The following is a 24896-nucleotide window of genomic DNA, read 5'->3' as shown; positions in this document are numbered from 1 at the left end:
ATGGCCACGCGGTTTCGCGGCCCCGCTCCCCGGGTGGCCGTGGCCGTGGCCTACGAGAGATGCCGGGCGAAGAAGGTCCCGACCCGGCGCCGTACCGCGGCGAGCGTCACCGCCGGGTCCCCGTCGCCGATGAGCGCGGTCCGTGCGGTCGCTGTCACGAGACCGTGGGTCCGGAGCTGGGCGACGAGCGGGCCGAGGTCGGTGAACGACCAGTGGTTCGCGTCGGTGAGGAGCGCGCGGCTGCCGGGCAGGTCGGCCCAGGAGGACTCGATGCGCGGGGCGCCCTCGAATCCGTCGGTGCGGCACAGCAGCAGCGGTCGGCCGAGGCCGGTGGCCGGGTACAGGTCGAGATAGCCCTCCAGGTTCGCCACGGCGTCGACCCGGCGGTCGCCCCGGGCCGCGTACACCACCGCCGTTCCCCCTGCGGAGTGTCCGTACAGCCCGATCCGCCCCAGGTCCATGACCGGGGCGAGCGGGAGGCCGCTCAGCCGGTCCAGGACGAAGCGCAGGTCCGCGATCCGCGTGTCCACCATCGTGCGGAAGGTCGCCGGGTCCGGCGGCCCGAACAGGACGGTCGTCCGCATCCCGGTCGGCAGCTCCACCTGCGAGGCGTCACCGGGATGGTCGACGAGCACGACCACCCGGCCGTGGCTCGCCAGATCCTCGGCGAGACTGGTGCCGAGCGTGCGGGAGTCGCCGCCACCCGGTGAGTACACGAGCACCGGTCGCCGCCCGGGCAACGGCGGTGCTCCCACGTGCCCGTGGGTGAGGACCGCCCCCCAGTCCACGGCACCCGGCTCGGGCAGCCCCTGGCGCATGAGCGGAGCGAGGTCGGCGAACTCCTTGGCCTCGCCCGGGGTGAGCTGCGGCGCCCGGGAGAAGCCGCGCACCGATCGAGCCGGGTAAAGGACGGTCAGCATCAACTCCCGCACGCCGCCCACCCACGGATCGGGACGGGACGGGTCCGTCAGATGGACCTTCCGCAGGCCGACGGGGTACGGGCCCGAGGGCGCCGGCAGGCAGAGGAGCGGGCCGCCGTCGGAGGCGGACGCGGGCGTGGGCAGCAGGGCGGCGGCACTCCCGAACAGGGTGCCCTTCAGAAGGGTTCGTCGAGTAGGCATGCGAACATCGTCGGGGCGGGGGCCGTCACGGAGCGAAGCTTTAGGCCCTGGTCGAAAGGGTGGCCCGGGGTGGGGAGTTGTGAGTCGTGGCGGTGCTGCGCATCCGTTTCACCGCGGAGGACTTCGCGCGGATCCGCTTCGTACCCCGCCCGGCGCCGCTCCAGGAACTGCATGCCGCCCTGGCGACGGCCGTGGCGCCGCGGGGCGTTCCGCTGCTCGCGACGTGGCGCGGCCGCGTGCTGCGCTCGCTTCCGGCCGCGGCCGACCCGCTCGCCGACCTGGTTCCGGCGGGCCGGCCGCCGTCCTTCCTCGACGTTCTCGGCGACACCCTGTCCGACGGATTCGAACAGATCCGCACCACCGACCCCGGCATCGTCCGCTCCGAACTGGAGCGGGTCCATGGGGCAGTGCTCCCGCCCCGCTGGATCCGCGGCCTGCACGCGGGCGACGAGGCGTCCTGGCGCACCCTGCGCCGCGCTCAGCAGGCCGCGTACGAGGCGGTCCTCGCCCCGGTCTGGTCCGTCGTGCAGGATCTCCACCGTGACGAGTTCACCCGCTACGCCCTGGGCGTGGCCGAGCACGGCGTGGCTGCCACGCTGACCGGCCTGGCCCCGGGCACCCGCCTCCACGACGGGGTCTGGGAATGGCCCGGAGTGGCTCCGGCCCGCGACGTCCATCTCGACGGGCGCGGCCTGATACTGCTGCCGACCTTCCACCACCCGGCGGGCCCGCTTCTCCAGGACGTTCCGGGCCGTCCCGCAGTACTGACGTACCCGGCCGGCCCCGGGCTGCCGCCCGCCGCGGGGCGCCCGGCCGATACCGCGGAGGCGCTGGCCGCCGTCCTCGGTCGCACCCGGCTCGACGCCCTGCGTCTCCTCGCCGAGCCCCACACCACGACATCGCTGGCCCGCGCCCTCGACGTCAGCGACGCGACGGCCTCGTCCACCGCGACGGCGCTCAGATCGGCGGGCCTGGCGACGACGACCCGCACGGGCCGCTCGGTCACCCACCGGCGCACGGCACTGGGCACACTGTTCGCGGGCGGCGGCCCGCCGTAGTTCACCGGCTTCGTCGAGCGCGGAAGACGATCATGGCGGTGTCGTCGCGGTGGTCCGAGATCTCCTGGAGACGTTCCAGGAGTTCGGGCAGGGGTTCACCGCGGTGGCGTGCCGCCTGCGCGGCCAGGCGACGTTGCCCGTCGTCGAGCGAGGCGATCGGCGTCTCGATGAGTCCGTCGGTGTGGAGCAGGAGAGCGTCGCCCGGCTCCAGCAGATGCGTGTGGGCGGTACGGGCGAAGCCGGGGACGACGCACAACGGCGGATCCTCGCCCGAGCCGGTGAGGAAATACGGGTCGCCGTGCGCGGGAATCAGCAGCGGCGGCGGGTGACCGGCGTTCGACCAGACCAGCAGCCATCGGCCGTCGTCCCGCCGGTTCAGGCGGGCGTGCACGGCGGTGGTGAACGGCGCCGCGTCCAGGCCCTCGGCGACCTCGTCCAGCCGGGCGAGTACCTGCGCCGGACCCGAACCCGGGCCGCCGCTGTAGGCCAGCGCGCGCAGCATGCTGCGCATCTGCCCCATGGCGGTGGCGGCGGTCAGGTCGTGGCCGGCGACGTCACCGATGTCGAGGGCCAGCGTGCCGTCGGGGAGTGGGTACGCGTCGTACCAGTCGCCGCCGATCTCGTCCGCGGAACTGGCCGGCGCGTAGCAGGCGGTCAGATCCGCCCCCGGGACGGTGGGCGGGCAGGTGAGGTGGGCGCGCTGCAGTCCGAGCGCGGTGCGGCGGGCCTGCTGGAGGTCGAGGGCCTGGCGGATCGGCCGCTGCGCGTGCCGCAGCACGTCCCGCAGCAACTCGGTCTCGGCGGCCCCCGGAACGGGCGTGTCGCCGTTGCTGCTGGTGGCGGCGTATCCGAGCACGATGTCATCGACGACCAGGGGGATCAGCGTCAGACTCGTCGCCCCCGACGCGACGAGCCACCGCTCGGTCACCACCGGGACGAGGTCCGGCGGGACCGGACCGCCCGCGGGGAACTGGAACGTGTGCGGCGTACGGCTCTCCAGGATGTCCCGTACGGCGGCGGACAACGTCACCCGCTGCCCGCGCAGCGCCGGCGGTGCGGGCAGACCGGGCCGGGTCGCGGAGGCGACCCGGCGCGCGGTGACCCGGGCGCGCTCGGGCAGCGGCCACTCCTCGCTGGACAGCAGCAGGATCAGGCAGGCGTCGGTGAGTTCGGGCACGACGACCTTCACCACCTCGGCGAACGCCTCGTCCAGACTCGGCCCGGACACGGCCGCCACCTGCGCGAGCAGCCGCTCGCGCAACCGGGCGCCCCAGGTGTCCTCGATGTCCGCGGTCGCCGCGATCCACTCCGCGACCCGGCCGTCACGCAGCACGGGCACCCCGCGCGTGGCCATGTGCCGGTACGAGCCGTCCGCCGCGCGCACGCGGAAGGTGCACTGGAAGACATCGGGCGGGCCGTCCACGGCGGCGGCCTGCCAGGCCGCCCTCAGCCGCTCGCGGTCGCGCGGGTGGATGTGCGTGTACCAGCCCTCGTCGGCGTGCGGGCGCCAGGGGATTCCGGTGAGCTTCTCCCAGCCGGGGACGAGTTCCTCCATCGTTCCGTCGGTGCGCATCACCCAGACCATCTGCGACACGGCCGAGACCAGCGCCTCGTACCGCTGGAGCGTGCACGTCTCGGCGCTGGTGTCCATCGCCACGAGCAGGAACCCCGCGCCCTCCCGGGTGACGACGGGACTGCACGAGTACACGAAGTACCGGGCCTGCTCCGCGGCCCCCGGATCCGGCTCGCGCGCCCCGGCGACCTGCCGGGCGTGCCCGGTGGCCCGTACGTCCGCCACGACGGAGAGGAACCGCCATGCGTCGGGATCCGGGAACGCCTCGAGCACCGGCGCGCCGATGGGCCGCGGGCCGAACATCCGGGTGAACGCCGAGTTCGTGTAGATCAACCGGTCCCCGGGCCCGGCGAGCAGCGCGACCGCCGCGACCGTGTCGTCGAACACGGCGGGATCGAGCCCGGACTCCGTACTCACCGCCCGACCGCCGTCGTCACCCCGGCACCACCCGCCACGTCACCGACCGCCCTCCGCACGCGCGGCACTCCACCCGACGCCTGCCCCGCACCCGCCGCACCCCCGCCTCCGCCCCGGCCGAAATCCATCGAACGGCGCACAGGGACGCGGCGTCCGTGCGACCGGACGGGCGAGGTGCGGCCCTGGGCAGGAGAGTGGGGGAGTGGATGTCGACGAGGTCATCGATGATCTGTACCGGCTGAAGCCGTCGGACTTCACCGCCGCCCGGGACGCGTACGTCGCGCAGGCCCGCCAGGCCAAGGACTCCGTCGGCGCCAGACGGATCGCCGCCCTGCGCCGGCCGACCCTGCCCGCGTGGGCCTCGAACCTGCTCGTACGGACGCGGCCCGCCGAGGCGGAACAGCTCCTGGCACTCGGCCGGGCGCTCCGCGAGGCCCACCGGACCCTCGACCCGGCCCAGCTGCGAGGGCTGAGCCGCCAGCAGAACCACGTCATCGCCGTACTGGTACGCGACGCGGCCGCGCTCGCGGAGCAGGCCGGGCAGCCCGTCGGTGGACGGGCGCTGGACGAGGTCGGGCACATCATGCGGACCGTCCTCGCCGACCCCGAGGCCGCCGAGATCTGGGTACAGGGAAGGCTCGTGCGGTCGCCGGAGCCGACGGTCGGGTTCACCGCGATCACGCCGGACACGGTTCCGCCGCGGGCCGCCCCTGCCCCGAAGGAAGGGCCGAAAACGAAGGAACGACCGGAGCCGAAGGAACGACCGAAGCCGACGCCCCGGTCGGCGCCGCCCGAGCCGACACCATCGGATGCCTCACGCGCCCGTCGCGAAGCGCGTCTGGAGCAGGCCCGCGCGGCGGCGGGAGACGCCGAGGCCGAGGCGCGCCGCCTCGAGGCGGAGTTCCACGAGGCCGAGTCCCGGCACCGCGAGGCCGACGCCCGTGCCACTGCCGCGGCCGACCGGGTCACCGCACTCGACGGACAACTGCGCGAGGCCCGCGAGGAGCAGCGCGAAGCCCGTACGGAGGCGACGCGGACCGCCGGCGAGGCCCGCGCGGCCGAACGCGCGGCGAAGGCGGCGCAGCGTGCGGCCGGCCAGGCGGCCCAGGCGCTGAAGCGGCTGGAGGACGGGGCGTCGCACACGTAGAGGAGGCTTCTGCTCAGTCGTCGGCGTCCACGTGCCCGGCGAGGCGTTCCTCCAGACCACGGATCAACGAGGTCAGCCCGATCTCGAAGCCCAGTTCCGCCTGTTCGGGATCGAGGGTGATCAGGTCGAGCGCCGAACCGACCACAAAGTACTCGATCGACCGGACGACGGCCGGGACTTCGGAATCCGGCCAGCCCGCCTCGCGCAGGACGGCGTAGGCGCGCTCGTACGCGTCCAGCGTCGCGGCCGAGCCGATCGGCTGGGCCGTGAGCAGCGGCACCACGCGGGGATGGGCGGCGAACACCGTGCGGTAGGCGCGCGCCCAGCGCTCCGCCGCGACCGTCCACGGCCGCAGTTCGGCGTGGCCCGTGCCGATCCGGGCGGTGAGCAACTCCCGCAGTCCTTCTACCAGTTCGCCACGTCCCGAGATGTGGTTGTAGAGGGAGGGTCCCTTCACGCCGAGTTCCGCCGCGACGCGGCTGACGGAGAGGGCCTCCGGGCCGTGCTCGTCGACGAGCCGGAGCGCCGTGGTCATGATGCGCTCGCGGGTGATCAGTCGCGTACTGGGGCGTGCCACCGGATGCCTGTTCTCGTTCTGCTTTTTCGGTCTGTTGCTCGGTCTGTTTCTGGGTCTGTTCTCGATCGCTCTTGTCCGGGCCCTCGGGCCGTCGCTAGCCTAACGCAAAACTACGCCCTCTAGTTTTAGATGATTGGGGATCCCCATGCGTTACGAGGAGTACCGGCGCTTCGACGCGGTGGGGCTCGCCGAACTGGTCGCCCGGCGCGAGGTGTCGGCCCAGGAGCTGCTCGACGTCGCGGTGGAGCGCGCGGAGGCAGTGAACGGACGTCTCAACGCCATCGTGCGGCCCCTGCACGAACTCGCCCGCGAGCAGGCGGGCGGCGAACTCGGCGGCCCGTTCGCCGGTGTCCCGTTCCTGATCAAGGACCTGCTCCAGGACTACGCCGGCGTGCCCACCGGCAGCGGATCGCGCGCCGCCCGCCGCCACATACCCGCCCGGCACAGCGAGGCCGTACGGCGCTGGCTGGACGCCGGCCTGGTCGTCTTCGGCAAGACCAACACCCCCGAGTTCGGGCTCAAGTCGATCACCGAGCCCGAGGTCGACGGCCCCACCCGCAACCCGTGGCACCTCGACCACACCCCCGGCGGCTCGTCCGGCGGCTCCGCCGCCGCCGTGGCGGCCGGGATCGTCCCGGTGGCGGGCGGCAACGACGGCGGCGGTTCGATCCGCATCCCCGCGGCGTGCTGCCACCTGTTCGGGCTCAAGCCGGGGCGCGGCGTCGTGCCCGCCGGCCCGGCGTACGCCGAGTACGAACAGGGCCTGGCCACCGACGGCGTGCTCTCGCGCACCGTCCGGGACACCGCCGCGATGCTCGACGTACTCACCACCGGCGACGACCTCGGCGGCCCCTACCTCGCCGCCCGCCCCGAGGCCTCGTACGCGGAACTGGCCCAGCGGCCGCCCGGCCGGCTCCGCGTCGGATTCACCACCCGCTCGCCCATCGGCACACCGGTGGCGCCCGAGGCCGTGGCCGCCGTAGAGGACATGGTCGCGCTCCTGACCAAGCTCGGCCACGACGTCGAACCGGCGGAGCCGGAGGTGGACGGCGAGGCGCTCACGCTCGACTTCCTCACCGCGTGGTACGCCGGCACGGCCGCCACCGTCGGCGAGTTGCGCCGGACGGCGGGCGCACGGGCCAAGGACTTCGAGACCGACACCCTGCTGCTCGCCGCCGTCGGCCGTTCGATGCGGGCGCCGGAGTACCACCTGGCCAACCACCGGCGCAACGAGCACTCCCGCGCGTTGACCGCCTTCCACGAGCGCTACGACCTGCTCCTCACCCCCACGCTCGCCGAACCGCCGGTCCGCATCGGCGCCCTCGACACGCCCGCCTTCGTGAAGGCGGCGGGCCAGGTGGTGATGAGGCTCGGGCTCGTCGGGCAGCTCGCGAGGACCGGCCTGTGGAAGCAGGTCATCCTCACCAACCTCGCCACGGTCCCGTTCACCCAGCTCGCCAACATGACCGGCCGCCCCGCCATGTCCGTCCCCGGCTACCGCACCCCTCAGGGCCTGCCCCTGGGCGTCCAGTTCGTCGCGCCGCTCGGCGGCGAGGCCCGCCTCCTCTCCCTCGCCACCCAACTGGAGACGGAACGCCCCTGGGCTCAGGAGGAGCCCCCGCTCCAGCCATGAGTTTCAACCCTGCGTGACGACTTCACGACACGTTGTGACGATTGCCGTGTAGCGGCGCGTTCTGCGGGCAGAGACGTCTGGACTCGATTTGCACACCCGCAGTCCGCACACATGCACCTCGCACAGCAGGGGAGACGCCCGATGTCTTCATGGCCTCCAGCCGACGAGCCGGTCTTCACCGCCGACTTCGCATCTCCGGAACAGTGGGTCGCGGGCCGCTCCTGGGCCTATCCCGACGGTGGGCCGGTCAACCCGGGGGACGACAAGCTGGACCACCTCGTCGCGGACCCCACGTACAGCCGCGCGGGCACGTTCCGGGCGACGCGGCGCGGCGACGGACTCTGGGACACCGGGCTGCTGACGACGGAGGGCAGCGCCGAGGGGTTCGAGGTCCGCGCGGGGGACGTCCTGGAGGCGCGGGTGAGACTCCCGGAGGAGACCGGCGCCTGGCCGGCGATCTGGACCTGGCGGGACGGCGGCCAGGAGGTCGACGTCTTCGAGTACCACCCGGACAACCCCGATCTGCTGGAGCTGTCGAACCGGGTGCGCGGCGGATACCACTACCACCGCGCGCCCGGTATCCGGCCCGGTGGCTGGGTGCGCCTGCGCGTCAAGCTCGGCGCCCGCTCGGTGGTGTGGTGGGTCGACGACGTCGAGGTCTTCTCCGACGGGCGGGGCGTCGGGCGGTCCTGGCACGCCTACCTGATCGTCAACCTCTCCGTCTGTGCCGGGCGGTACCACCCGGTCCCGGACCCGGCGACGGACGAGATGTCGTACGAGGTGCGTGATCTGCGCGTCTTCAGGTCGGCGTCATGAGCGGCCCGGGCCACCGGCCGCGCCGCGAGCCTGACGGCCGTGCTCCAGCCAGGCGCGCTCCCACTGCCTGGTCAGGGCCGGATAGACGACGAGGTAGCGGAACGGGGCGATCGCGGCCATGTAGTACCGACCGAAGCGGCCGTTGGGCTTGACGAGCACGGCCATCCGCAGCTCGTGATCGCCGTCGGCGCCCCGGACCCAGCCGAGGTGCATCACCGTGTGCACGGTCTTGTTCGCGAGCTCGCGCGCGGCCTCCGAGTCGAGCTCGTAGACCGCCTTGAGCGGCATGTTCTCGTCGTCCGGGCCGCGGGGCGCGGCGCGCAGATCGTCGGGCAGGCGGTCCCGGAGCGAGTCGACCCGCCTGCCGACTCCCGCCGCGGCCTTGTCCCAGCCGAGGAGCGCGCCGAGCTTCCAGCGCACGGCGAACAGGAATCTCACGGGCAGGGTCTGTGTCGCCGGGCCGCCGGCCGCCCGCATGGCGGCGAGCATCGCCGGGAAGTCGCCCGGCCCGGCTCCGGGGGTGCGGAAGGCCCAGACGTCCTCGACAGTGAAGTCGCGGGTGAGCGCGTGGATGCGCCAGGGCTGCTCGGTGTAGTCGGTCGCTGCGCGTCGTGACACGGTCCGACCTCTCATCTATACGGTGCCGTACAGGTCGTGTATACGGTACCGTACAGATCTTTCGCGATCAACGACGGCACCCGCCGCTCCGGTAGTGGCGTGAGTCTCGAACTCCGCCTCGTCGCCGCTCACTTGTCGCCCAGCGGCTCGCGGACTCCGCCGCCCGTACCGCTTCCGGTGTCGCACCCGGCGCGAGTGGTGCCCCCCGATCGGTGGGCTTGTCGTCATCGAGGGTTGACGTCTTCGTGATCGCGTCCCGGGCTCCCGCACCGCCCGCGTCCTCGACGGCACACCCGCCGAACGGGCCACCCGCCCCTGGCACGTGCTCAAGGCGTGAGCCCGGCGGGCAGGGGAGAGGGCGCCGGCGCGTCACTCACACGGGCAAGTCGGTCGTGTCGGCGCCCGGACCGGCGGGGGTACGGGAGCAGGATGGGCCCCACGCTCCCCGCCGACCCCCATGCCGACAGGAGAACCCCGCCATGCTCGAACGCAAGCAGCGCAAGAACCGGACCGAGATCACCTTCGTCCTGCCCGCCGACACCCCGCCCGGCCCCGTCAGCGTCGTCGGCGACTTCAACGGCTGGGACCCGCACGCCCACCCGCTGCGCACGCGGGAGGACGAGACCCGCGCCGTGACGGTCGCGCTGCCGCGCAAGAGCAGCCACGCCTTCCGCTACCTCGCGGCCGGCGACTACTGGTTCAACGAGGAGTCCGCGGACGGACAGGACGGCCAGAACAGCCGCGTGAACACCTGACCGTCCGGGCCGGGGCGAGGGCGCGATACGGTCGGCCGCATGGCAGAAGTCCGGTTGACCACACCCTCGTACCTCGTCCTCGGCATCGTCGACAAGCTCGGTGAGGCGACCCCGTACGACGTGAAGGTGGAGGCCGCCCGGACCGTGGCGCCGTTCTGGTCCATGCCGCACGCCCAGGTGTACGCGCAGTGCGATCGGCTCGTCGAGGCCGGTCTGCTGTCCGAGGCCCGCCAGGCCGGCGGGCGGAACCGGCGGCTGATGAAACTGACCGACGCCGGCCGGGCGGAGCTGACGGCCTGGCTCGGCGACGCGTCCTTCGTACCGGTAGAGGCCCGTGAACGCGGCATCCTCAAGCTCTGGTTCGGCGCCGACCCGGAGCGGCTCGCCCCCGTCCAGCTCGAGGAACACCGCCGCACCCTCGCAGAGTACGAGAGCCTGGCGGAGAGCGTCGGCGAACTGCTCACCGAGGGTCAGCGCGGGGCCCTGGAGTTCGGCATCCGCTATGAGCGGATGATGGTGGATTTCTGGCAGTGGACGCGGCGCACCGAGGCCTGAGCACCCGCAACCCCACTTTGTTACCGACCGGTTGACCCTGACGGCGGACACCCCTACCTTCTCGATAGTCCAGAAAGGACTATTGAGGTGGAGCGGAGCGGGGGAGTTCGCGTGGACCGACTCAAGCGGGTCGCATGGGGGCGCGTGGCCACCGTGACCGTGGTGGCGATCTGCCTCGGGTACGCGCCGATCGCGATGACCGAACTGTGGCCCTACGCGCGGCCGGGCGCCCCCGCGTTCGGCGAGTGGCTGCTCGGCAAGGCGGTGTCTCCGGGGTACGTGGCAGAGGCCCTGGCCACGCGGATCGAGCCGTACCGGCGCAGCCTCGTCCCGCTGATCGTGCACTCGGTACTGGGCGGCGCGCTGATGCTGCTCGGTCCGGTCCAACTGCTGTCGGCGGTCCGCCGGCGCATCCGGCTGCACCGCGCCGTGGGCGTCGCGTACGCGGTCACGGTGTACGTGTCGATGGCGGGAGCGGCCGTCTACCTCGCCCGGACCGCACCGCGCGACGCCTTCGACGGCGCGTCCTTCTGGCTCGTCCTCGCCACGATCCTCGTGGGCACCGTGCTCAGCGTCACGTTCGGCGTGCTCGCGGCCGTCGGCCGCCTCCCCGACGTGCACCAGCGCTGGATGCTGCTCTGCTACGGCTACCTGATGACGGCACCACTGCTGCGCCTGGAGTGGGGCGCGCTGCCCTGGATCCTGCCGGACGGGCTGTCGATGGAAGAGGTCAACCGGGTCGCGATCATGCACCTCGGCTCCGTCGTGGTCTTCGGCGCGCTCCTCGCCTCGCGGTCCCTGGACCGGCGTGCCTCGCACCCGTCCGACGCGGCCCGCGCCACCTGGGCACCCTGGCCGGTCCTCGCGCTCGCGCACCTGGCGGGAGTGGCGGCGCTCGTCTGGATCGGCCGGGCGTTCTGGGAGTACGGGGCCGAGGGGCGGCGGCTGTTCGCCGCGTTCCTGCTGCCGTACGCGGCGACGTACGTCGTGATGGCGGTCCGTCAGAGGCTGGCGGGCCGGCGCGGCCGCCCGTGGGCGCGCGAGGAGTGGCGCCTGCACCTGATCGCGCTCTGCCTGGCTCCGGCGTTCTCGGTGGCCGCGACGCTGTCCTTCGAGCGGTTCATGGCCCTCGACGGCCTGACCGCGCTCTCGGCCGGCGTCGGCATCGGCACCGGAGTGCTCGCCTTCGCCGCGACCACCGCCGTCAGCCTGCGCGTCCTGTACGCCCGCGAGGTCGCCCGCAGGGAGGCCCTGGCGGCGGGCTCCCCGCCCTCCGAGACCGCCACCTCGGGCCTCGCCCGGATCTGACCCGCACACACCTCGACACGGAGCGGAGAACGATGAGCACCGAGACACACGAGACGGAGCCGCCGAAGCCCGGCCCGATGCCGGCCGCGGCCGAGGGCGGTGGCCGTGAACTGACGGCAGGAATAGCCCTGTTGTCCGCCGTCGTCGCGGTCGTCTCCCTCCTGACCGGCGGCCTGCTGGCGATCGGCAGCCTCGCGGGGCACGCGATCGGAGCCTGGACCTCTCCGGAGGCGCTGACCCCGGGGCTCGTCGGTGCGGCCATGGTCGGGGTGGCGCCCGGACTGTTCGCAGTCGGCCGGGCACGGGCCTGGGAAGACGTTCGTACCCTCGTCCTCCCCACGGTCGTCGTCCTCGTGGGCCTGTTCACCGTGAGCGTCCTCAACGGCGGCGAGCTCCAGGCGGCCGAGGGCGGGCCGCTGTTCCTCGTCCTGTTCAGCCTGGGCTGGGTGGCCGTGCTCGGGGCGCTCGCCCTCGCGGCCGTGGGCTGCGTCCTCGCGCAGTACCGCAGGCGGGCCGCGCCGCGACCCGCCCCGGAGACTCCGATGCCCGGCTGGACGAAACCGTTCCTGGCCGTGCTCGGCGCCGGCTGGCTCGGCATCGGCGCCGGACTCGCCCTGCTGCCGGACTACTGGTCGGACTTCGTCCCGTGGAACGTCGGCCGCGCCGACGCCCAGGGCCTCGGTGTCTGGGCCCTCGCCCTCGGTGTCGGCGTCCTCGGCTCGCTCGCCGAGGACGACCTCGCCCGCGTCCGGCCCGCGCTCATCGCCGTCCCCGGGGTGGCGGTCGCCGCGGCCGTCGTCCTCGCCGTCCACGCGGCGGACGTCGACTGGACGTCGGGACCGGGCGTCTCCCTCGTGTCCCTGCTGGCCGGCCTGCTGTCCACCGGCCTCATCGGCGAACGGATCCGCCGCTCCCGCCGGGCAGGGGTCTGAACCGATTCCGCGCCGCGGCGCCCCCGCGCGCGGTACCGGCGCACGGGGCCCGCCGCGGTCAGGAAGCCGGTCGCGGGCGGACCAGCAGGACGTTGCCCAGCGAGCGCTGACCCGTCGCGTCCGAGGGGCGGTTGACGATGCCCGAGGCGGCCGTGGCCATCACGCTGGAGCCGCCGCCGTCGAGGTTCATCGCCTCGCGCGCGCCCAGCCGCCGCATCAGCCGGGCGGCGTCCGCGATGCTCAGACCCTCGCTGTAGCCCGCCTGGCGGCCGTCGACCACGACCACGAGCAGTCGGCCCCGGTCGTCCACGCCGATCATCGAGCGCGGGTTGGCCCGCACGGTCCAGTTGTACGTGAAGGTCTGGTCCGCCCCCTCGCGGATGATGCCGTCCCGCCGGGCGTTGACCGACACCTTGCCGTCCCGGACCAGGGTGGGGCCGACCTGCAGGATCGTCGTGTCCGGGGTGAGCCGGACCCTGCGGCCCCTGCCGTCCAGGACCCGCTCGTCGAAGGTGAGCTTCGTGCCGACCGCGGCGTGCCGCAGCAGCCAGTCGGCGCTCTCTCCGATCGCCTGAACGGTCGACCCGCCGGCCGGAACGCCCGCGCCGCGCGAGGTGTTGACCGCGGTCACCAGTCCGTTCGCGTCCAGCACGGCCTCCGTGCCCGCGCCCGTGGGCGTCCGGCCCCACTCCGGCGTGAACCGCACCAGCTCACTGCTGTCCGTGCACTTCAGGTCGTGCTGCGGCTTCTGGGTCGGCAGGTCGCCGCCGACCCCGCCGCAGTTCCAGATCTCGCCGGGCACACGGTTCACCCCGTCGATCTCGACGCTGTCCGTCCCGGCCCGGAGCGTCACGTGCGCCGTGTACGTGTCGATGCCGGCGGAGCGCCCGCCGCGCGTCAGCTTCAGACCCGCGCGTCCCTGGGTGGCGGAGCCGAGCAGTCGGCCGTCCTTCACGTACAGGCCGCCCGGGGCGCTGTTGTAGAACCACTGGGCGTTGACGCCGGCGAGCGCACCCGTCCCCGCGACCAGATCGGTCAGCTTCTCCGTACCGTTCAGCGCGGGGCCGTAGTTCGTCTCGAGGGTGCCGTCGAAGGTGCGGAAGTCCAGCCGCAGGACGTGCAGTTTCTGCGGGGCCCGGGAGTCGGTGCCGTCCTGGGCCGTGTAGCGGGTGCCGCCGGCGAATCCCGATGCCTTGACGCGAGCCAGGAGGGCCGTGGCGTCGGCGGCGTCGGCGTACCGGCCGATCCGTACCGTCCAGCCGAGCGTTCCGGCGCGCCGGTCGGCGTACGCCGGGATCCGGACCTCCTCGACCCGCGGCGCGAACCCGCTGTCGCGCAGAGCCGCGGCGACACGGTCGGCGGTGGCCCGCGGACCGAGCGCCATGGCCGCCGTCGCGAGCGGACCGGCGGGGTCGACCGGCAGGTTGACGTGCACGGTCCACCGGTCGTCGGCGTCCTGGCCGCCGAGGGCCATCGTGGTGAGTGTCACCCCGGGCGCCACGGTGGTGGTCCCGGTGGTCGTCGCCGCCGAGGAGCGCGTCGGCGCGGCCTCCGCGAGAGGCGCGGGCGCGGCCGTGGCGGCCCCGAGCACAGTGGCGGCCGCGACCATGAGTGAGAGGGACCTGCGCTGCATGAGCGTCCTTCCGTCGTCGGTACGTGAGCCAAGGCAAGACGCGTTCCGTTTACGGGAGATGACTCGGAGTACAACAGACGAGGCTGCCCTGTGGAAGGCTGCGCGTTGTCGACCGGGGGTCGGCCGGGGTAGGGTCCCGGATGTGAACACCGGACCGGCCTCGCGCCACTCCCAGAACGGCTATCCGGTGGAGGGCTGATCGCACGACGGGTGCGCACGAAGCACCCCGACTGTCGGACACGCGGACCTCCCCGGGCTCGTACACGACGAAATCTCTTTCATCCGTGACGAGCCGACAATGAGGAAAGCCGCATGCCAGCAACGTTCAACCACACCATCATCGCCTCCAAGGACCGCAACGAGTCCGCGCGTTTCTTCCGCGACCTTCTCGAGATCGCCGAAGCGCCGTCCTGGGGCCCCTTCACCAACATCCAGCTCACCGACGGCGTACTGCTCCAGTTCGCCGAGCCTCCGGTGGACGTCCAGATGCAGCACTACGCGTTCCTCGTCGACGACGAGCTGTTCGACCGCGCGTACCAGCGGCTCCGCGAGGGCGGGGTCGAGCACTGGGCCGATCCGCAGATGCGCCGCCCCGGTGAGATCAACGACGAACACGGGGGTCGCGGGGTCTACTTCAAGGACCCCTCCGGCCACGCCATCGAGCTGCTCACCCGTCCCTACCTGTAGACCGTCGGGCTTTCGGCCGGGCACGCCGCGCGCGTGCCCGGCCGGGTGGCCGTGCGGCGCCGAGCCGCGGTGCTCCACGCCGCGGTGACGGCACGTCGGGACACGTCGGTCGCCGCGACGGTGTCCACGGGCAGCCGAGCCGGCGCCCCGATGTGGACGTGCAGCCGAGGGCGGCGCAGCGGGGCGGTCAGCAGTCCGGCGAGCTGCTTGGCGGTGCTTCCCGACGTGATGCGACGAGCACCGGCCTGCCCCAGCGGCACCAGCGGGGCCCCGGCGGCGGCCGCCAACCGGGCGGGCCCGCTGCGGAACCGCTCCGGAGGGGCGTCCGCCGAGTCCGGGCGGTCGGGGATGCGGCCCTCTCCGTACACCAGGACGTGGCGGCCGGCGCGCAGAGCGGCCTCCGCCCCGCGCAGCGCGTCGGCGGCGTGGGCCGTGCCCCGGTGCACGGGGACGTACCCCTCGCGGGTCAGGGCGCGGCCCAGCAGCGGGACGCGCCACAGACCGGCGGTGCACAGGACGACAGGCTCGATGCCCATGCGGCGCAGCGCCGCGAGCACCACGGCCGGATCGGCGAGGCTGGTGTGGTTCGCGACGATCACGGCGCCACCCTCGGGCAGCCTCGGGATGTCGGCGGTGACGGTCAGCCGACCCACGACGGGAACGAGGGCGGCGGCGAGGCGACTGAGCACGTGAGGCCTTTCCTGGCTGGTACGGAAGCTGCCCTCATCGTCGGCCTCCCGGCCTGGCCCCCGCCTGCGCGCGGCTACTCAACTCACGTGAGTACGGCGTCGGTTGGTCCCGGGCCTCACTGCCCGTCGTCCCCAGGAAATAGTAGCCATGTACATAATAGCCATGTACTGTATCTCTCGTGAGTTCAGCTACTGAGCGCGCCACGGCCGGGTTCCTGGTCTGGCGTCTGTCGATGAAATGGCGGGTCGCCGTCGACCGGGCGGTCGGACCCCTGGGCCTGACCCATGCGCAGTACGCGCTGCTGGCGTCGCTGTACGGCATGCGGCGCTCCGGGCTGCGGCCCAGCCAGCGCGCGCTCGCCGACCAGACCGGGCTGGAGCCGTTGTACGTCTCCAAGCTCGCCCGCGCCCTGGAGGCCGGCGGGCTCGTCGCCCGCACCCGGGACCCGGAGGACCCGCGCGCCATGCAGCTGTCGCTCACCGGGCAGGGCGCCGACGTCACCGGCCGCGCCATCACGCTGGTCCAGGGTCTGCTGGACCAGCTGCTGGAGCCGCTCGGCGGTCAGGGCAGCCCGCGCACACGGCAGTTCACCCGCGAGCTGGCGATCCTGCTCGACGCGCCTCTTGATCCACACGCCGAGAACGAGAAGGAGCAGTCATGACCACCACCATCAACTCCGCCGCTGCCAACGCCACCGCGCCGTCGCTCAACGCCCGGGTCCTCGCCCTCGCCCACTACGCCGGCCGTGGCCTCCTGGAGGACGTGCTGACCCGCTACGGCGTCACCTTCCACCAGAGTGTGACGCTCCGGGCCGTCGCGGTCGCGGGCGAGTCCATCGGCGTCGACGCGCTCGTCGGCGACGTCACCGGCTCCCTGAAGGAATCCGATGCGGTCATACGCGGCGTCATCGAGGAACTGACGGCCACCCAGGTGCTGGAGGCGGACCCGGCGGACGCGACCCGCGTCCGGCTCACTGATGCAGGACGGGACCTGTACGAGCGCACCTCCGCCGAGAGCGCCAAGATCTCCGCACGGCTCTACGCCGACATCCCGGCCGAGGACCTCGCGGTCGCGGGCCGCGTGCTGACTCTCATCACCCAGCGCGCGAACGCCGAAGCGGCCGCCGGCTGACGTGCGGGGACGCCGGCCGGATCGAATCGGAGCGGGGCCGCGCAGGAGCGGAAGGAACCCGGTCATGGCCGGGGGTGAAACCGCCAAGGTCGAGCGCGTGGGCCCTGCATTAGGTGAAAGCTTCCTGCACCGCCCAAGATGTGCCCATGCGTTCTTCCACCCGGAGCGGCCCCGCAGACCGATGAGCCACAGCACCACCGATCGCCCTGCCCGAGACGCCCAGCCGCCCGCCGAGGCCGGTCGCACGCACGCCGGCCTCCGCGGGCGCCGGCCGGCAGGCTCCGGCCCCGCCCGCCCCGGCACCCCCGTCCGGGCGCCACGGAGGCGGAACCCGCCCGGGCGGGGGAGCGTCGCGACGGCGCACCCGGACGAGCGCGCGAGGGAGTCACGCGACGCCTCGCTCGCCTCGGAGTCCGTGAGCGAGGACCCCGCGCAGGACGTGCGCGCGACGGACCCGCGCCCCGCCCTCACCCCGGAGGACGCCTTCGACGCGCTCTACGCCTGGGCAGCCCCCGGGCTGATCCATCAGATCCGCCTGCTCACCGGGCGCCGAGGGTTCGCCTTCGAGGTCGTCGAGCACGCCTTTCACCTCGCCTGGGAGCACTGGCCCGAAGTCGCCGTCGACAACGACCCGGTCGGCTGGGTGCGCGCCCGGGCCTACGACCACGCGCTGTCGCCGTGGCACCGGCTCCGTCCCGCGTTCCGCCGCGCGGAGCCCGCGCCGGCCGATCCGGTGCTGCGCGCGCTGCTCGACCTGCCGGCGCCGTACCGCCGCGTCGCCCTGCTCTGCGACGGCCTCGGGCTCAGCGTCTCCCAGGCCGCCGCCGAGACGGAGGCGAGTACCGCTGCCACCAGGAACCGGCTGCACCGGGCACGCTCCGCCGTCATCGAGGCCGTACCCGAACTCGCCGACGATTTGGACGAGTTGCGAAAGCACCTGCGCGCGCTCGTGAACGACGGCGGCACCGCCACGATCCCCAGCGCCCGGTCCACCCGGACCGGAAGCGAACGCCGCATCCGCCAACTCACCCGGACCGTCGCCGTGATGACGGCGACCCTCGCCGCCGTCATCACGTACACCGCGTTCGTCACCGCGAGATGAGGGGGCCTCCCCTCCGTCGCCGAAAGGAACGCCCCCGACCTCCTACCGCGCCATGTAGTCCTGTCGCAGGGCGTCGAGTATCTGCGCCGCCTCGGACAGGTCCGCCTTCCGGCAGCGGGCCGCCGCGGTCGTCAGCCGGGCGATGGCCTCCTTGAACCGGCCCAGACCGTTGCCCTCGATCAGGGCGGCGATCCGGACGGCCTCCGCACGCGGCATCTCGCCCTGCTCCCCGCCCTGCTCGTGGGCGGCGATGGCGGCTTCCGCCTCGGCCAGGGCCTCCGGGAAGCGCTCGGCCTCCGCCAGGACGCGGGCGCGCCGGTAGTGCACCGAACCGCTCTCGTACCAGGGGACGAAGTCCTCCGTGCCTTCCGGCACGGCGGCACGCACCGCGTCGGCCTGCTTCAGGTGGTCCAGTGCCGTCTCCAGACCGTCGGGGCCCCGGGACAGCATGGTGAGGCGGGCGAACTCGCACATCATCTGGGTGATCAGACCCGGGTTCGGCGCCTCCGCGTGCGCCGCGAGAGCCCGCTCGTACGCCGTGCCCGCGGCGTCCCAGCGGTCGGCCATGGCCAGCGTGGTCGCCGACTCGACCGCGACCAGCGTGTGGATCTCGCGGTCCTCCTCCCACGCGGCCACCGTGTCCGCCAGCCGCAGGAACTCCTCGGCCGAGGCCAGGTACTCCTCCAGCTCCCGCAGCCCGCGCGCCAGCGTCAGCCGTGCCTGCGCGGCCAGCCGCTCGTGCAGCGAACCGGCGGCCTCGTCGGAGAGCACGGACTCCAGCACGGCGACGGCGTCGGCCTGCTGCCCGGTCCGCGCCAGCACGTCCGCCAGCTGGAGCCGCAGGTCGGCGGCCTCGTTGTGCGCCTCCTCCTGGTCGTACCGCGCGGCCCCCTCGGAGAGGTGGCGCACGGCACCGGCGAAGTCGCCGAGATGCGAGGCGGCGTGGCCGAGCAGCGCGTACGTCGGCGCCATCGGGAAGTCCGCGTCGTCGTAGCGGACCGCGTCGGCGATAGCCCGGTGCAGCAGCTCCGTCGCCTCCGCGTGCCCCTGGTTCGGGATCAGGATCTGCGCCAGCAGCGCGCGCGGACGCGAACCGCGCCAGGGCCGTTCGGACGCTTCGATGTCCTTCAGGGCTGCGCGCAGCTGCGACTCGGCGAGGGCGAGGTCACCGCGCCGGCCCGCCACGTCCGCGACGAACTGCCGTGCGTTCGCGACCTGGTGGGGGACGGACAGCCGCTCCGCCTCGGTGTGCAGCGTACGGGCGGACGCCTCGAACCACGCGACGGCGGAGTCGGCGGGCTCCGGCTCCTGCCGCAGCAGCTCCTGGTAGGCGGCGAACGTACAGGAGTACAGCACGCCGAGATGGGCGAGCACCCGCTCCACCGCCACGTCGACCCCCGCCGCGGCCTCGCCCTCCCCGGGGTTCTCGCCCGTGAGCGGGGCCTCGGCCTTCAGGCGCTCCGCCTCGCGCAGCACCTCGTCGACATCGGCCCGGATCGCGTCGGGGTCCAGCGACGCGTCGTCGTCGGCGTTCCCGGCCGAGGCCCCGTCCGCGTCGCCGTCACCGGGCCTGGTCGACCAGGCGACCGCGCGCGACCGTGCGGACAGCGCGTGCCACGGCATGCCCAGACGCCCGAACAGCTCGGCGGCCTGAGTCAGTTCGGTGATGCTCTCCGCGTCACGCCCCTTCTGCGAGAGCTGGAAGGCACGCTGCTCGGCGAGCTCGGCCCGCAGCAGGTCCTCCGGTCCGAGACGATCGTCGTGCGTGGCGCTGCCGTCGGCCAGACGCTCGGCGATACGGGTCCAGAGCCGCGTGTCCCCGGGGTGCCCCTCGTTCGCCATCCGCCGCGCCTCGCGCACCAGGGCGACGAAGTCCTCGGGAACGGCGGGTCCCGCGGCGGGCGCCGGGAGCGCGGCCGGCACACCCGCCGCCGCGCGGGTGACCGACGTGCGCAGTCCCAGCGGCAGCGGCTCGTCCAGGAGCGGGCGCCGCGCGAGACGGCTCCGGCGCTCGTCGCCGACGGCCGAGGTGCCGTTGCGCGCGTCGAACGCGGCGCTCAGCGGGTCCGCCTCGGAGCGGACATGGGCCAGGAGTTCGCCCGCGGTCCAGTTCCGTCCGGGCGGCCCGGCGACGGCGGTGTCGGCGTGTCCGTCCTCGACGAGGCGGGCGAGCAGCACCTCGGCGCCGGTGAGGAAGCCCAGCCGCGCCAGCGGCGCGCCGGTCGTCTCGAACAGCGGCCGGTTCTCGGCCAGGATCTCCAGACCCCGGCCCTCGTTGCGCGAGAGCGCGCAGAATTCCAGGTGCAGACCGACCTCGTCCTGCATGCCGGTGTTGCCACGGACCCGGCGGTAGCCGGTGAGATGGTGCGAGCGGGCCTCGTCCGTGCGGCCGGTGCGCAGCAGCGGGAGCAGCGCCCGCGCCTGGCTCATCTGCGGCTCCTCGGTGCAGCTCATGGCCCCTTCGAGGACCGGCCGCCACTCCTCCAATGCGCCGGCGTCGTCACCCGACGTCGCCCGGTGGACGGCGAGGTGCCGGGTCTCGCACGCCTCGCAGTCGCTCAGCTCCGTACGGGGCCGGGTCGCCCACAGCTCGTGGGCCTCGACGACGCCGGTGCCGGTGTGCGCCGCGACGTGGTAGCGCATCGCCGCCACCGGCTGCATGCCGTGCTCGGCAGCCTCGTACCGCTCGCGCATCCGGTCGATCCAGCCGTCGACCGTGGCCAGCGGCACCTCCGGCACCTGCAGCAGGGACGTCGTCACCCACTTGAAGCGCCAGAAGACCTGGTGGGCCTCCCACTCGCTGAACGACTCGGCAGCGGTGTCCCACAGCTTCAGCAGCCGCGCGAAGACGACGGGCGACTTGCGGTGCTCGCCGGTGAACTCGTACGCCGTCATCAGCTCCAGCAGGGCCGTGACCAGGACGTCGGGCTTCTCGAACTGCTCGGCCGCCTCGACGAGCTCCTCGGCGGTGATGGTGCGCGGCAGGCCGTGCGGACGGTCGTGGTTCTCGCGGAGCGCCTCGACCACGGCCTCGGGGGTGTCCAGCATCAGATGTCCTTCCGGGGCTCGGAGTCTGGCGTGGCCGTGCCCGGGTGGTGCATGGCGTGGGTGAGCAGGCCGATGAAGGCCCGGTTGAGGAGCGCGCTCTCGCTCGCCCGGAGCGGGCGGCGGCTGAGCAGCAGCGCCTGGCCGTAGAGGGCCTCGGCGGTGGTGACCGCCAGGCCGCGCTCGGTGATCGTGATCGCCTGGCGGACCAGCGGGTTGAGGTGGTTCAGGACGAGTTGGGCGCGCGGTGTCTCCTGCCGCAGCGAACCGAGGATGTCCGCCCACAGGCCGTCGCTGTCGGCGGCGAGGCCGGACCTGGTCCGCTCGTGGCGCGCGTCCCGGTTGTCGAGGAGCAGCGCGGGCGCGGTGACGGGCTGGAAGTCGCGCAGCACGACGTCGCAGTCGTGCACGCCGATCGTCTCGCGCGCGACGCCGAGGAAGGCCGCCGCACGCAGCTCGGCGGTCGGGTCCACGGCGTCGAGATGGGCGGTGACCGTGGCCGGGTCGAGGTCCGTGACGGCCGTGCCGGGGCGGATCTCCGGGAGCCGGTGCACGAGATCCCGGTCGTACGTGTAGCCGCCGTTGACGACGCCCAGGCCGGCGGCCGAGGCGATCGGGGCGACCTGGCGGAACTCCTCGACGCTCCGGGTGACCAGCAGCGTCGGATGCGTCCGCGCGAACTCCTCCAGCGTGACGTTGCCGTCGGTGGTCTCGAACGGCAGCCAGGGCAGCACGATGCGCAGCAGCTCGTCGTCGTAGCGGGCGAGCGCCTTGACCGCGAGGTGGTGCGTGTCGATGAACCGGTGCAGCAGCGACGGGTTGCTGGCGGCGAGCCCGGTGAGCCAGTCACGGATCCGGTCGCCCAGGGCGTCCCGTACGGCGGACAGCGTGCCGTCCTCGTACAGCGCCTCCCGCGACGCGGTCGGCCGCAGGCTCGTCGTGTCGACCACACAGCGCACGAAGAACGCCCACTCCGGCAGCAGCTCCGGCGCCTGGTCGGTGAGCAGCATGCCCTTCAGGTGCACCCGGTGCCCCGCGCGCTGCGCCGGGCTCACGGCGGTGGGAAGGACGTAGGCCACGCCGCGCAGGCCGGCCGCCGGCAGGTCGAGCTCGATCGTGTCGAGCGGGGTGAAGTCGAACAGGTTCCGGCAGTACGCGGTCAGCGCCTCGCGCCGGGCCAGCGGGGACCGGTGCGACTGCTCCCACGGGGGCGCCTCGTTGACCCGGTGGGCCTCGCCGCGCGGGCCGACGACCGTGACCTCGTGGCGCAGCAGACCGCCGTAGTGCCGGGCCAGCGAGACGACCTGTTCCGGGCTCGTCCATTCCGCGTTGTCGGCGCGCGGCGTGAGCCGGACGGTCGTGCCCGGCTCCGGCACCGCCGAGGCGGGCAGCGTACGGATCGTGTACCGGCCGTCGGAGTGGCCGATCCACTCGACGGCCGGGGCCGACGGGTCGGTCGCGGTCCGGCTGAGCACGGTGATCTCGTCGGCGACGACGAAGCAGGCGAGCAGTCCGATGCCGAACTGGCCGATGAACTCGCCGCGCGCGGCGTCGAGCCCGGCGCCGTCCAGCGCGCCGTCGGCGGTCCGCTTCGAGCTGCGCCCGATGGTGGCGAGAAACCGGTGCACGTCGGCCTCGGTCAGGCCGATGCCGGTGTCGGTGACGGTCAGGGTGTCACCCGTGCGCACCGTGATGGAGCCGGGCGCGCCGGGGGTCACGGCCTGCCGGGCGGTGATGGCGTCCACGGCGTTCTGCAGCAGCTCGCGCAGGTAGACGCGGGGGCTCGAATAGAGGTGGTGGGAGAGCAGGTCGACCAGGCCGCGCAAGTCGACCTGGAACGTGTGGGCGGTCTCTGAAGGGGACACCCGGCGGAGTCTTTCGGTGTGCGCGCCCGAGCCGGCGAACGGAGCGGGCGGGAAGACGGTCGGAAGAGGAGTGAGGGGAGGGCGCTCGGTACGCGCGCGCCCTGGTCAGCGCCCGGCGGACGAGCGGTGCTTGCGGTAGGCCGCGACAGGATCGGAGCCGTTGAGGTAGTCCCACGGGGACTCCGTGACGCGCCCCTCCGTCGCCTGGAAGCACTCCCGGGCGCCACCCGCGTCCCCGGCCAGCGAGAACGCCATCGCGAAACTGTTCAGCAGCCCCAGCCCGGGGCCCGCAGCGACGAAGTCCGGGTGCCGGTACGAGCGGTCCGCCGCCTCGCGCAGCGACTCCACCACCTCCGGCCGGCACATGTACGCGGCGTCCGGCCCCGAGTCGAGCGACAGCCACTGCTCGATGTGCGCGTCCGGCACCAGCCGGCCGAGCAGCGTGCCGCCGGGAGCGCCGAGCGCCGACGCGCGGGCGAACGCGTGCATCTCCTCGTGCGAGCCGCCCCACTTCTCGCAGATCTGCTGCAACTGCTGCGTGTGCGCCCCCAGGTGGTACGGGTCACGGCGCACGGTCGCCTCGAACCGGCGGCGTGCCATGACCTGCCCGACCTGCAGCCCGCGGCCGGAGATCTGCAGGCCGTACCAGGGCGAGGTCCAGCCCGGCTCCCGCTCAGCCGCCTTGTACAGGTACTCCTCGGCCTCGCGCAGCCGGGAATGGAACACCTCGAACTGCTCCCGCGAGACGTCCTTCGCCCGAGCGGCCGTCCGGGCCTCCCAGCCCCAACTGATGTACCGGATACCCGCCACCGTCAGCGCCAGCGCCGACTCGGGCTCCGCCTTCAGCACGTCCCCGATCCAGCGCTCCACTCCCGCCGTGTCGGCCACCGCCCACAGCAGCCCCGTACGGTCCGCACTCTCCGGCCGTGCCCCCAGCACGTCCCGCACGACGGCCCACTCCGCGGCGGCGGCCGCCACGCGCACCCGTTCCACGTCCGGATCGTCGCCGTCCCGCACAAGTCGCGCCTCGGGCCGGACGGCCCATCTTCCCAGCGTGAGCCCCCAATCACGGAGCAACGCCATGTCCCCACCCCTTGCTGTGTACGAACGGGGACAGCGATGATCAGTGCCCCCGTGGACGTAGTGACTATCACGTGCGACCGACATGCGCACACCCGATTCCGCACCCACGTCCCCGACGCTCACTCGCCCACGCCGTCGTGGTGCCGGACGGGATTCGACTCGACCACCGAAATGCAAGACCGGCACGATCTTTCGGCCGCGCACGAGGTGGGATATCCCTGGAAAAGCGACCCGATTCGGGGGCGTTCCCAGGGGGAGGAGTCAAGCCATGGACGGCTGGTACGTGGACGACCGGTGCACCAATTGCGATGTCGCGCGGCAGTTCGCGCCCGAGTTGATCGACGAAGCGGAAGGAAAGTCGCGCCTGCTCCGGGCGCCGACGAACGAGACGGAGACGCAGCACTTACACGCTGCCGTGTTCGCCTGTCACACCCGTTCGATCCGCCCGGAATCCGGAAAACTGGACCCGACGACGGATCCCTTCCCGCTGGCCCTGGACGACCACGTACTCGCCTGCGGACACAACGCCACCCGCACCGCCGGCGCCAATTCCTACCTGCTCCTGAGGCCTTCCGGCACGGTGATGATGATCGACACCCCGCGCTGGAGTGCGTCCCTCGCCGACCGGTACGCGGCCGAGGGGCCCGTCACCGACGTGCTCCTCACCCACCGCGACCACGCCGCGCACGGCCGCCAGTACGCGGATCACTTCGGCGCCAGGCTCTGGATCCACGAGGGCGACCTCGACGCGGCACCGGACGCGGACCAGGTGATCCGCGGGCTGGAGGACGTGCAGATCGGCGAGGGAGTCACGGCCGTGCCGCTGCCCGGCCATACCCGGGGCAGCGTGCTCTATCTGGCCGACGACCGTTACTGCTTCAGCGGTGACAGCTTCTACTGGTCGCGCATGACCGGCGACTTGGAGATCGCGGAGAGCGTGACCTGGTACTCCATCGAGGAGTTGGCGGCCTCCTTGGACCGGGTGGCCGGCCGTCTGCGGTTCGAGCACGTCCTGCCGGGCCACGGAGGGCGCCGGAGCCTGCCGGCGGAGGAGATGTCCGGCAGGCTGCGGGCTCTGGCCGAGCGGGCGCAGGGGATGCGCCCCCGGCCGATCGACTTCACGGCCCTCCGCTGGTGAGCGGTCGGCCCA

At 73.3% G+C, this 24896-nt stretch carries 22 protein-coding genes; 13 read left to right on the top strand and 9 right to left on the bottom strand.

All coding sequences use genetic code 11. The features are described from left to right. Nucleotides 1-50 precede the first annotated feature (50 nt). Nucleotides 51-1121: an alpha/beta hydrolase family protein gene (locus R2D22_RS01380; protein WP_318100341.1), complete on the bottom strand. Its 1071-nt coding sequence runs from the start codon at nucleotides 1119-1121 to the stop codon at nucleotides 51-53. A 92-nt stretch (nucleotides 1122-1213) separates the two neighbouring features. Between R2D22_RS01380 and R2D22_RS01375 the strand changes: the two genes are divergently transcribed. Continuing rightward, on the top strand, nucleotides 1214-2179 hold the full coding sequence (locus R2D22_RS01375; RefSeq protein WP_318109539.1) for an ArsR/SmtB family transcription factor: 966 nt from the start codon (nucleotides 1214-1216) through the stop codon (nucleotides 2177-2179). 1 nt (nucleotide 2180) lies between these two features. On the opposite strand, the gene R2D22_RS01370 is transcribed toward R2D22_RS01375, so the two are convergent. Further along, nucleotides 2181-4169, bottom strand: coding sequence for a SpoIIE family protein phosphatase (locus R2D22_RS01370; RefSeq protein ID WP_318100339.1), 1989 nt, complete (start codon nucleotides 4167-4169; stop codon nucleotides 2181-2183). Between the two features lie 202 nt (nucleotides 4170-4371). On the opposite strand from R2D22_RS01370, the gene R2D22_RS01365 reads away from it, so the two are divergent. Then, nucleotides 4372-5316, top strand: coding sequence for a hypothetical protein (locus R2D22_RS01365; protein WP_318100337.1), 945 nt, complete (start codon nucleotides 4372-4374; stop codon nucleotides 5314-5316). Nucleotides 5317-5329: 13 nt separating this feature from the next. Here the strand turns inward: R2D22_RS01365 and R2D22_RS01360 are convergent, their stop codons facing one another. Then, a complete protein-coding gene (locus R2D22_RS01360) occupies nucleotides 5330-5893 on the bottom strand; it encodes a TetR/AcrR family transcriptional regulator (RefSeq protein WP_318100335.1) in 564 nt (187 codons plus the stop codon). A 145-nt stretch (nucleotides 5894-6038) separates the two neighbouring features. On the opposite strand from R2D22_RS01360, the gene R2D22_RS01355 reads away from it, so the two are divergent. Then, nucleotides 6039-7526: an amidase gene (locus R2D22_RS01355; RefSeq protein WP_318100333.1), complete on the top strand. Its 1488-nt coding sequence runs from the start codon at nucleotides 6039-6041 to the stop codon at nucleotides 7524-7526. 141 nt (nucleotides 7527-7667) lie between these two features. Continuing rightward, nucleotides 7668-8342 (top strand): LamG domain-containing protein, encoded by a 675-nt coding sequence (locus tag R2D22_RS01350; RefSeq protein ID WP_318100331.1) that lies wholly within the window; start codon nucleotides 7668-7670, stop codon nucleotides 8340-8342. Here R2D22_RS01350 and R2D22_RS01345 read toward each other — a convergent pair. Then, entirely contained in the window at nucleotides 8337-8975 is a 639-nt protein-coding gene (locus R2D22_RS01345) for a DUF2867 domain-containing protein (protein WP_475638832.1), read from the bottom strand. The genes R2D22_RS01350 and R2D22_RS01345 overlap by 6 nt on opposite strands. 464 nt (nucleotides 8976-9439) lie before the next feature. On the opposite strand from R2D22_RS01345, the gene R2D22_RS01340 reads away from it, so the two are divergent. The 4 genes from R2D22_RS01340 (at nucleotide 9440) to R2D22_RS01325 (ending at nucleotide 12510) form a co-directional block, all read left to right on the top strand. Next, nucleotides 9440-9715: an isoamylase early set domain-containing protein gene (locus R2D22_RS01340; RefSeq protein ID WP_318100327.1), complete on the top strand. Its 276-nt coding sequence runs from the start codon at nucleotides 9440-9442 to the stop codon at nucleotides 9713-9715. Nucleotides 9716-9754: 39 nt separating this feature from the next. Continuing rightward, nucleotides 9755-10270 carry a PadR family transcriptional regulator gene (locus R2D22_RS01335; RefSeq protein WP_318100326.1) on the top strand — a complete coding sequence of 172 codons (516 nt, stop codon included), beginning with the start codon at nucleotides 9755-9757 and terminating at the stop codon, nucleotides 10268-10270. Nucleotides 10271-10381: 111 nt separating this feature from the next. After that, nucleotides 10382-11578, top strand: a complete 1197-nt coding sequence (locus R2D22_RS01330) for a DUF2306 domain-containing protein (RefSeq protein ID WP_318100323.1) — start codon at nucleotides 10382-10384, stop codon at nucleotides 11576-11578. 32 nt (nucleotides 11579-11610) lie between these two features. After that, a complete protein-coding gene (locus R2D22_RS01325; RefSeq protein ID WP_318100320.1) occupies nucleotides 11611-12510 on the top strand; it encodes a hypothetical protein in 900 nt (299 codons plus the stop codon). A 58-nt stretch (nucleotides 12511-12568) separates the two neighbouring features. Here R2D22_RS01325 and R2D22_RS01320 read toward each other — a convergent pair whose 3' ends face one another. Beyond that, nucleotides 12569-14143, bottom strand: a complete 1575-nt coding sequence (locus R2D22_RS01320; protein ID WP_318100318.1) for a phosphodiester glycosidase family protein — start codon at nucleotides 14141-14143, stop codon at nucleotides 12569-12571. Between the two features lie 312 nt (nucleotides 14144-14455). Here R2D22_RS01320 and R2D22_RS01315 point away from each other — a divergent pair, with 312 nt between their 5' ends. After that, entirely contained in the window at nucleotides 14456-14830 is a 375-nt protein-coding gene (locus tag R2D22_RS01315; protein ID WP_318100315.1) for a VOC family protein, read from the top strand. On the opposite strand, the gene R2D22_RS01310 is transcribed toward R2D22_RS01315, so the two are convergent. Beyond that, a complete protein-coding gene (locus R2D22_RS01310) occupies nucleotides 14821-15519 on the bottom strand; it encodes a lysophospholipid acyltransferase family protein (RefSeq protein ID WP_318100313.1) in 699 nt (232 codons plus the stop codon). The two genes, R2D22_RS01315 and R2D22_RS01310, sit on opposite strands and share 10 nt — an antisense overlap. A gap of 179 nt (nucleotides 15520-15698) precedes the next feature. Between R2D22_RS01310 and R2D22_RS01305 the strand changes: the two genes are divergently transcribed. The 3 genes from R2D22_RS01305 (at nucleotide 15699) to R2D22_RS01295 (ending at nucleotide 17753) form a co-directional block, all read left to right on the top strand. Next, a complete protein-coding gene (locus tag R2D22_RS01305) occupies nucleotides 15699-16181 on the top strand; it encodes a MarR family winged helix-turn-helix transcriptional regulator (RefSeq protein WP_318100311.1) in 483 nt (160 codons plus the stop codon). After that, nucleotides 16178-16651, top strand: a complete 474-nt coding sequence (locus R2D22_RS01300) for a MarR family transcriptional regulator (RefSeq protein WP_318100309.1) — start codon at nucleotides 16178-16180, stop codon at nucleotides 16649-16651. Before R2D22_RS01305 ends, R2D22_RS01300 begins: the two co-directional genes overlap by 4 nt. Before the next feature lie 415 nt (nucleotides 16652-17066). Continuing rightward, on the top strand, nucleotides 17067-17753 hold the full coding sequence (locus tag R2D22_RS01295) for a sigma factor-like helix-turn-helix DNA-binding protein (RefSeq protein ID WP_318100307.1): 687 nt from the start codon (nucleotides 17067-17069) through the stop codon (nucleotides 17751-17753). A gap of 42 nt (nucleotides 17754-17795) precedes the next feature. On the opposite strand, the gene R2D22_RS01290 is transcribed toward R2D22_RS01295, so the two are convergent. The 3 genes from R2D22_RS01290 to R2D22_RS01280 form a co-directional block, all read right to left on the bottom strand. Then, the gene (locus R2D22_RS01290) at nucleotides 17796-20801 is read right to left on the bottom strand and encodes a hypothetical protein (protein WP_318100305.1); all 3006 of its coding nucleotides are present in this window, start codon (nucleotides 20799-20801) and stop codon (nucleotides 17796-17798) included. Then, nucleotides 20801-22663: an HSP90 family protein gene (locus R2D22_RS01285; RefSeq protein WP_318100303.1), complete on the bottom strand. Its 1863-nt coding sequence runs from the start codon at nucleotides 22661-22663 to the stop codon at nucleotides 20801-20803. The genes R2D22_RS01290 and R2D22_RS01285 overlap by 1 nt, the downstream gene beginning before the upstream one ends. Before the next feature lie 105 nt (nucleotides 22664-22768). After that, nucleotides 22769-23746, bottom strand: coding sequence for a hypothetical protein (locus R2D22_RS01280; protein WP_318100300.1), 978 nt, complete (start codon nucleotides 23744-23746; stop codon nucleotides 22769-22771). A gap of 268 nt (nucleotides 23747-24014) precedes the next feature. Here R2D22_RS01280 and R2D22_RS01275 point away from each other — a divergent pair, with 268 nt between their 5' ends. Beyond that, complete coding sequence (locus tag R2D22_RS01275; protein WP_318100297.1) at nucleotides 24015-24884, top strand: 4Fe-4S domain-containing protein; 870 nt, start codon at nucleotides 24015-24017, stop codon at nucleotides 24882-24884. Nucleotides 24885-24896: the final 12 nt, after the last annotated feature.

It is taken from the genome of Streptomyces sp. HUAS YS2 (genome assembly GCF_033343995.1).
In the GTDB taxonomy this organism is placed as follows: Bacteria; Actinomycetota; Actinomycetes; order Streptomycetales; family Streptomycetaceae; genus Streptomyces; species Streptomyces solicathayae.
Note: the sequence above shows the minus strand (reverse complement) of the source record. Positions and strands in the feature narration are given on the sequence as shown.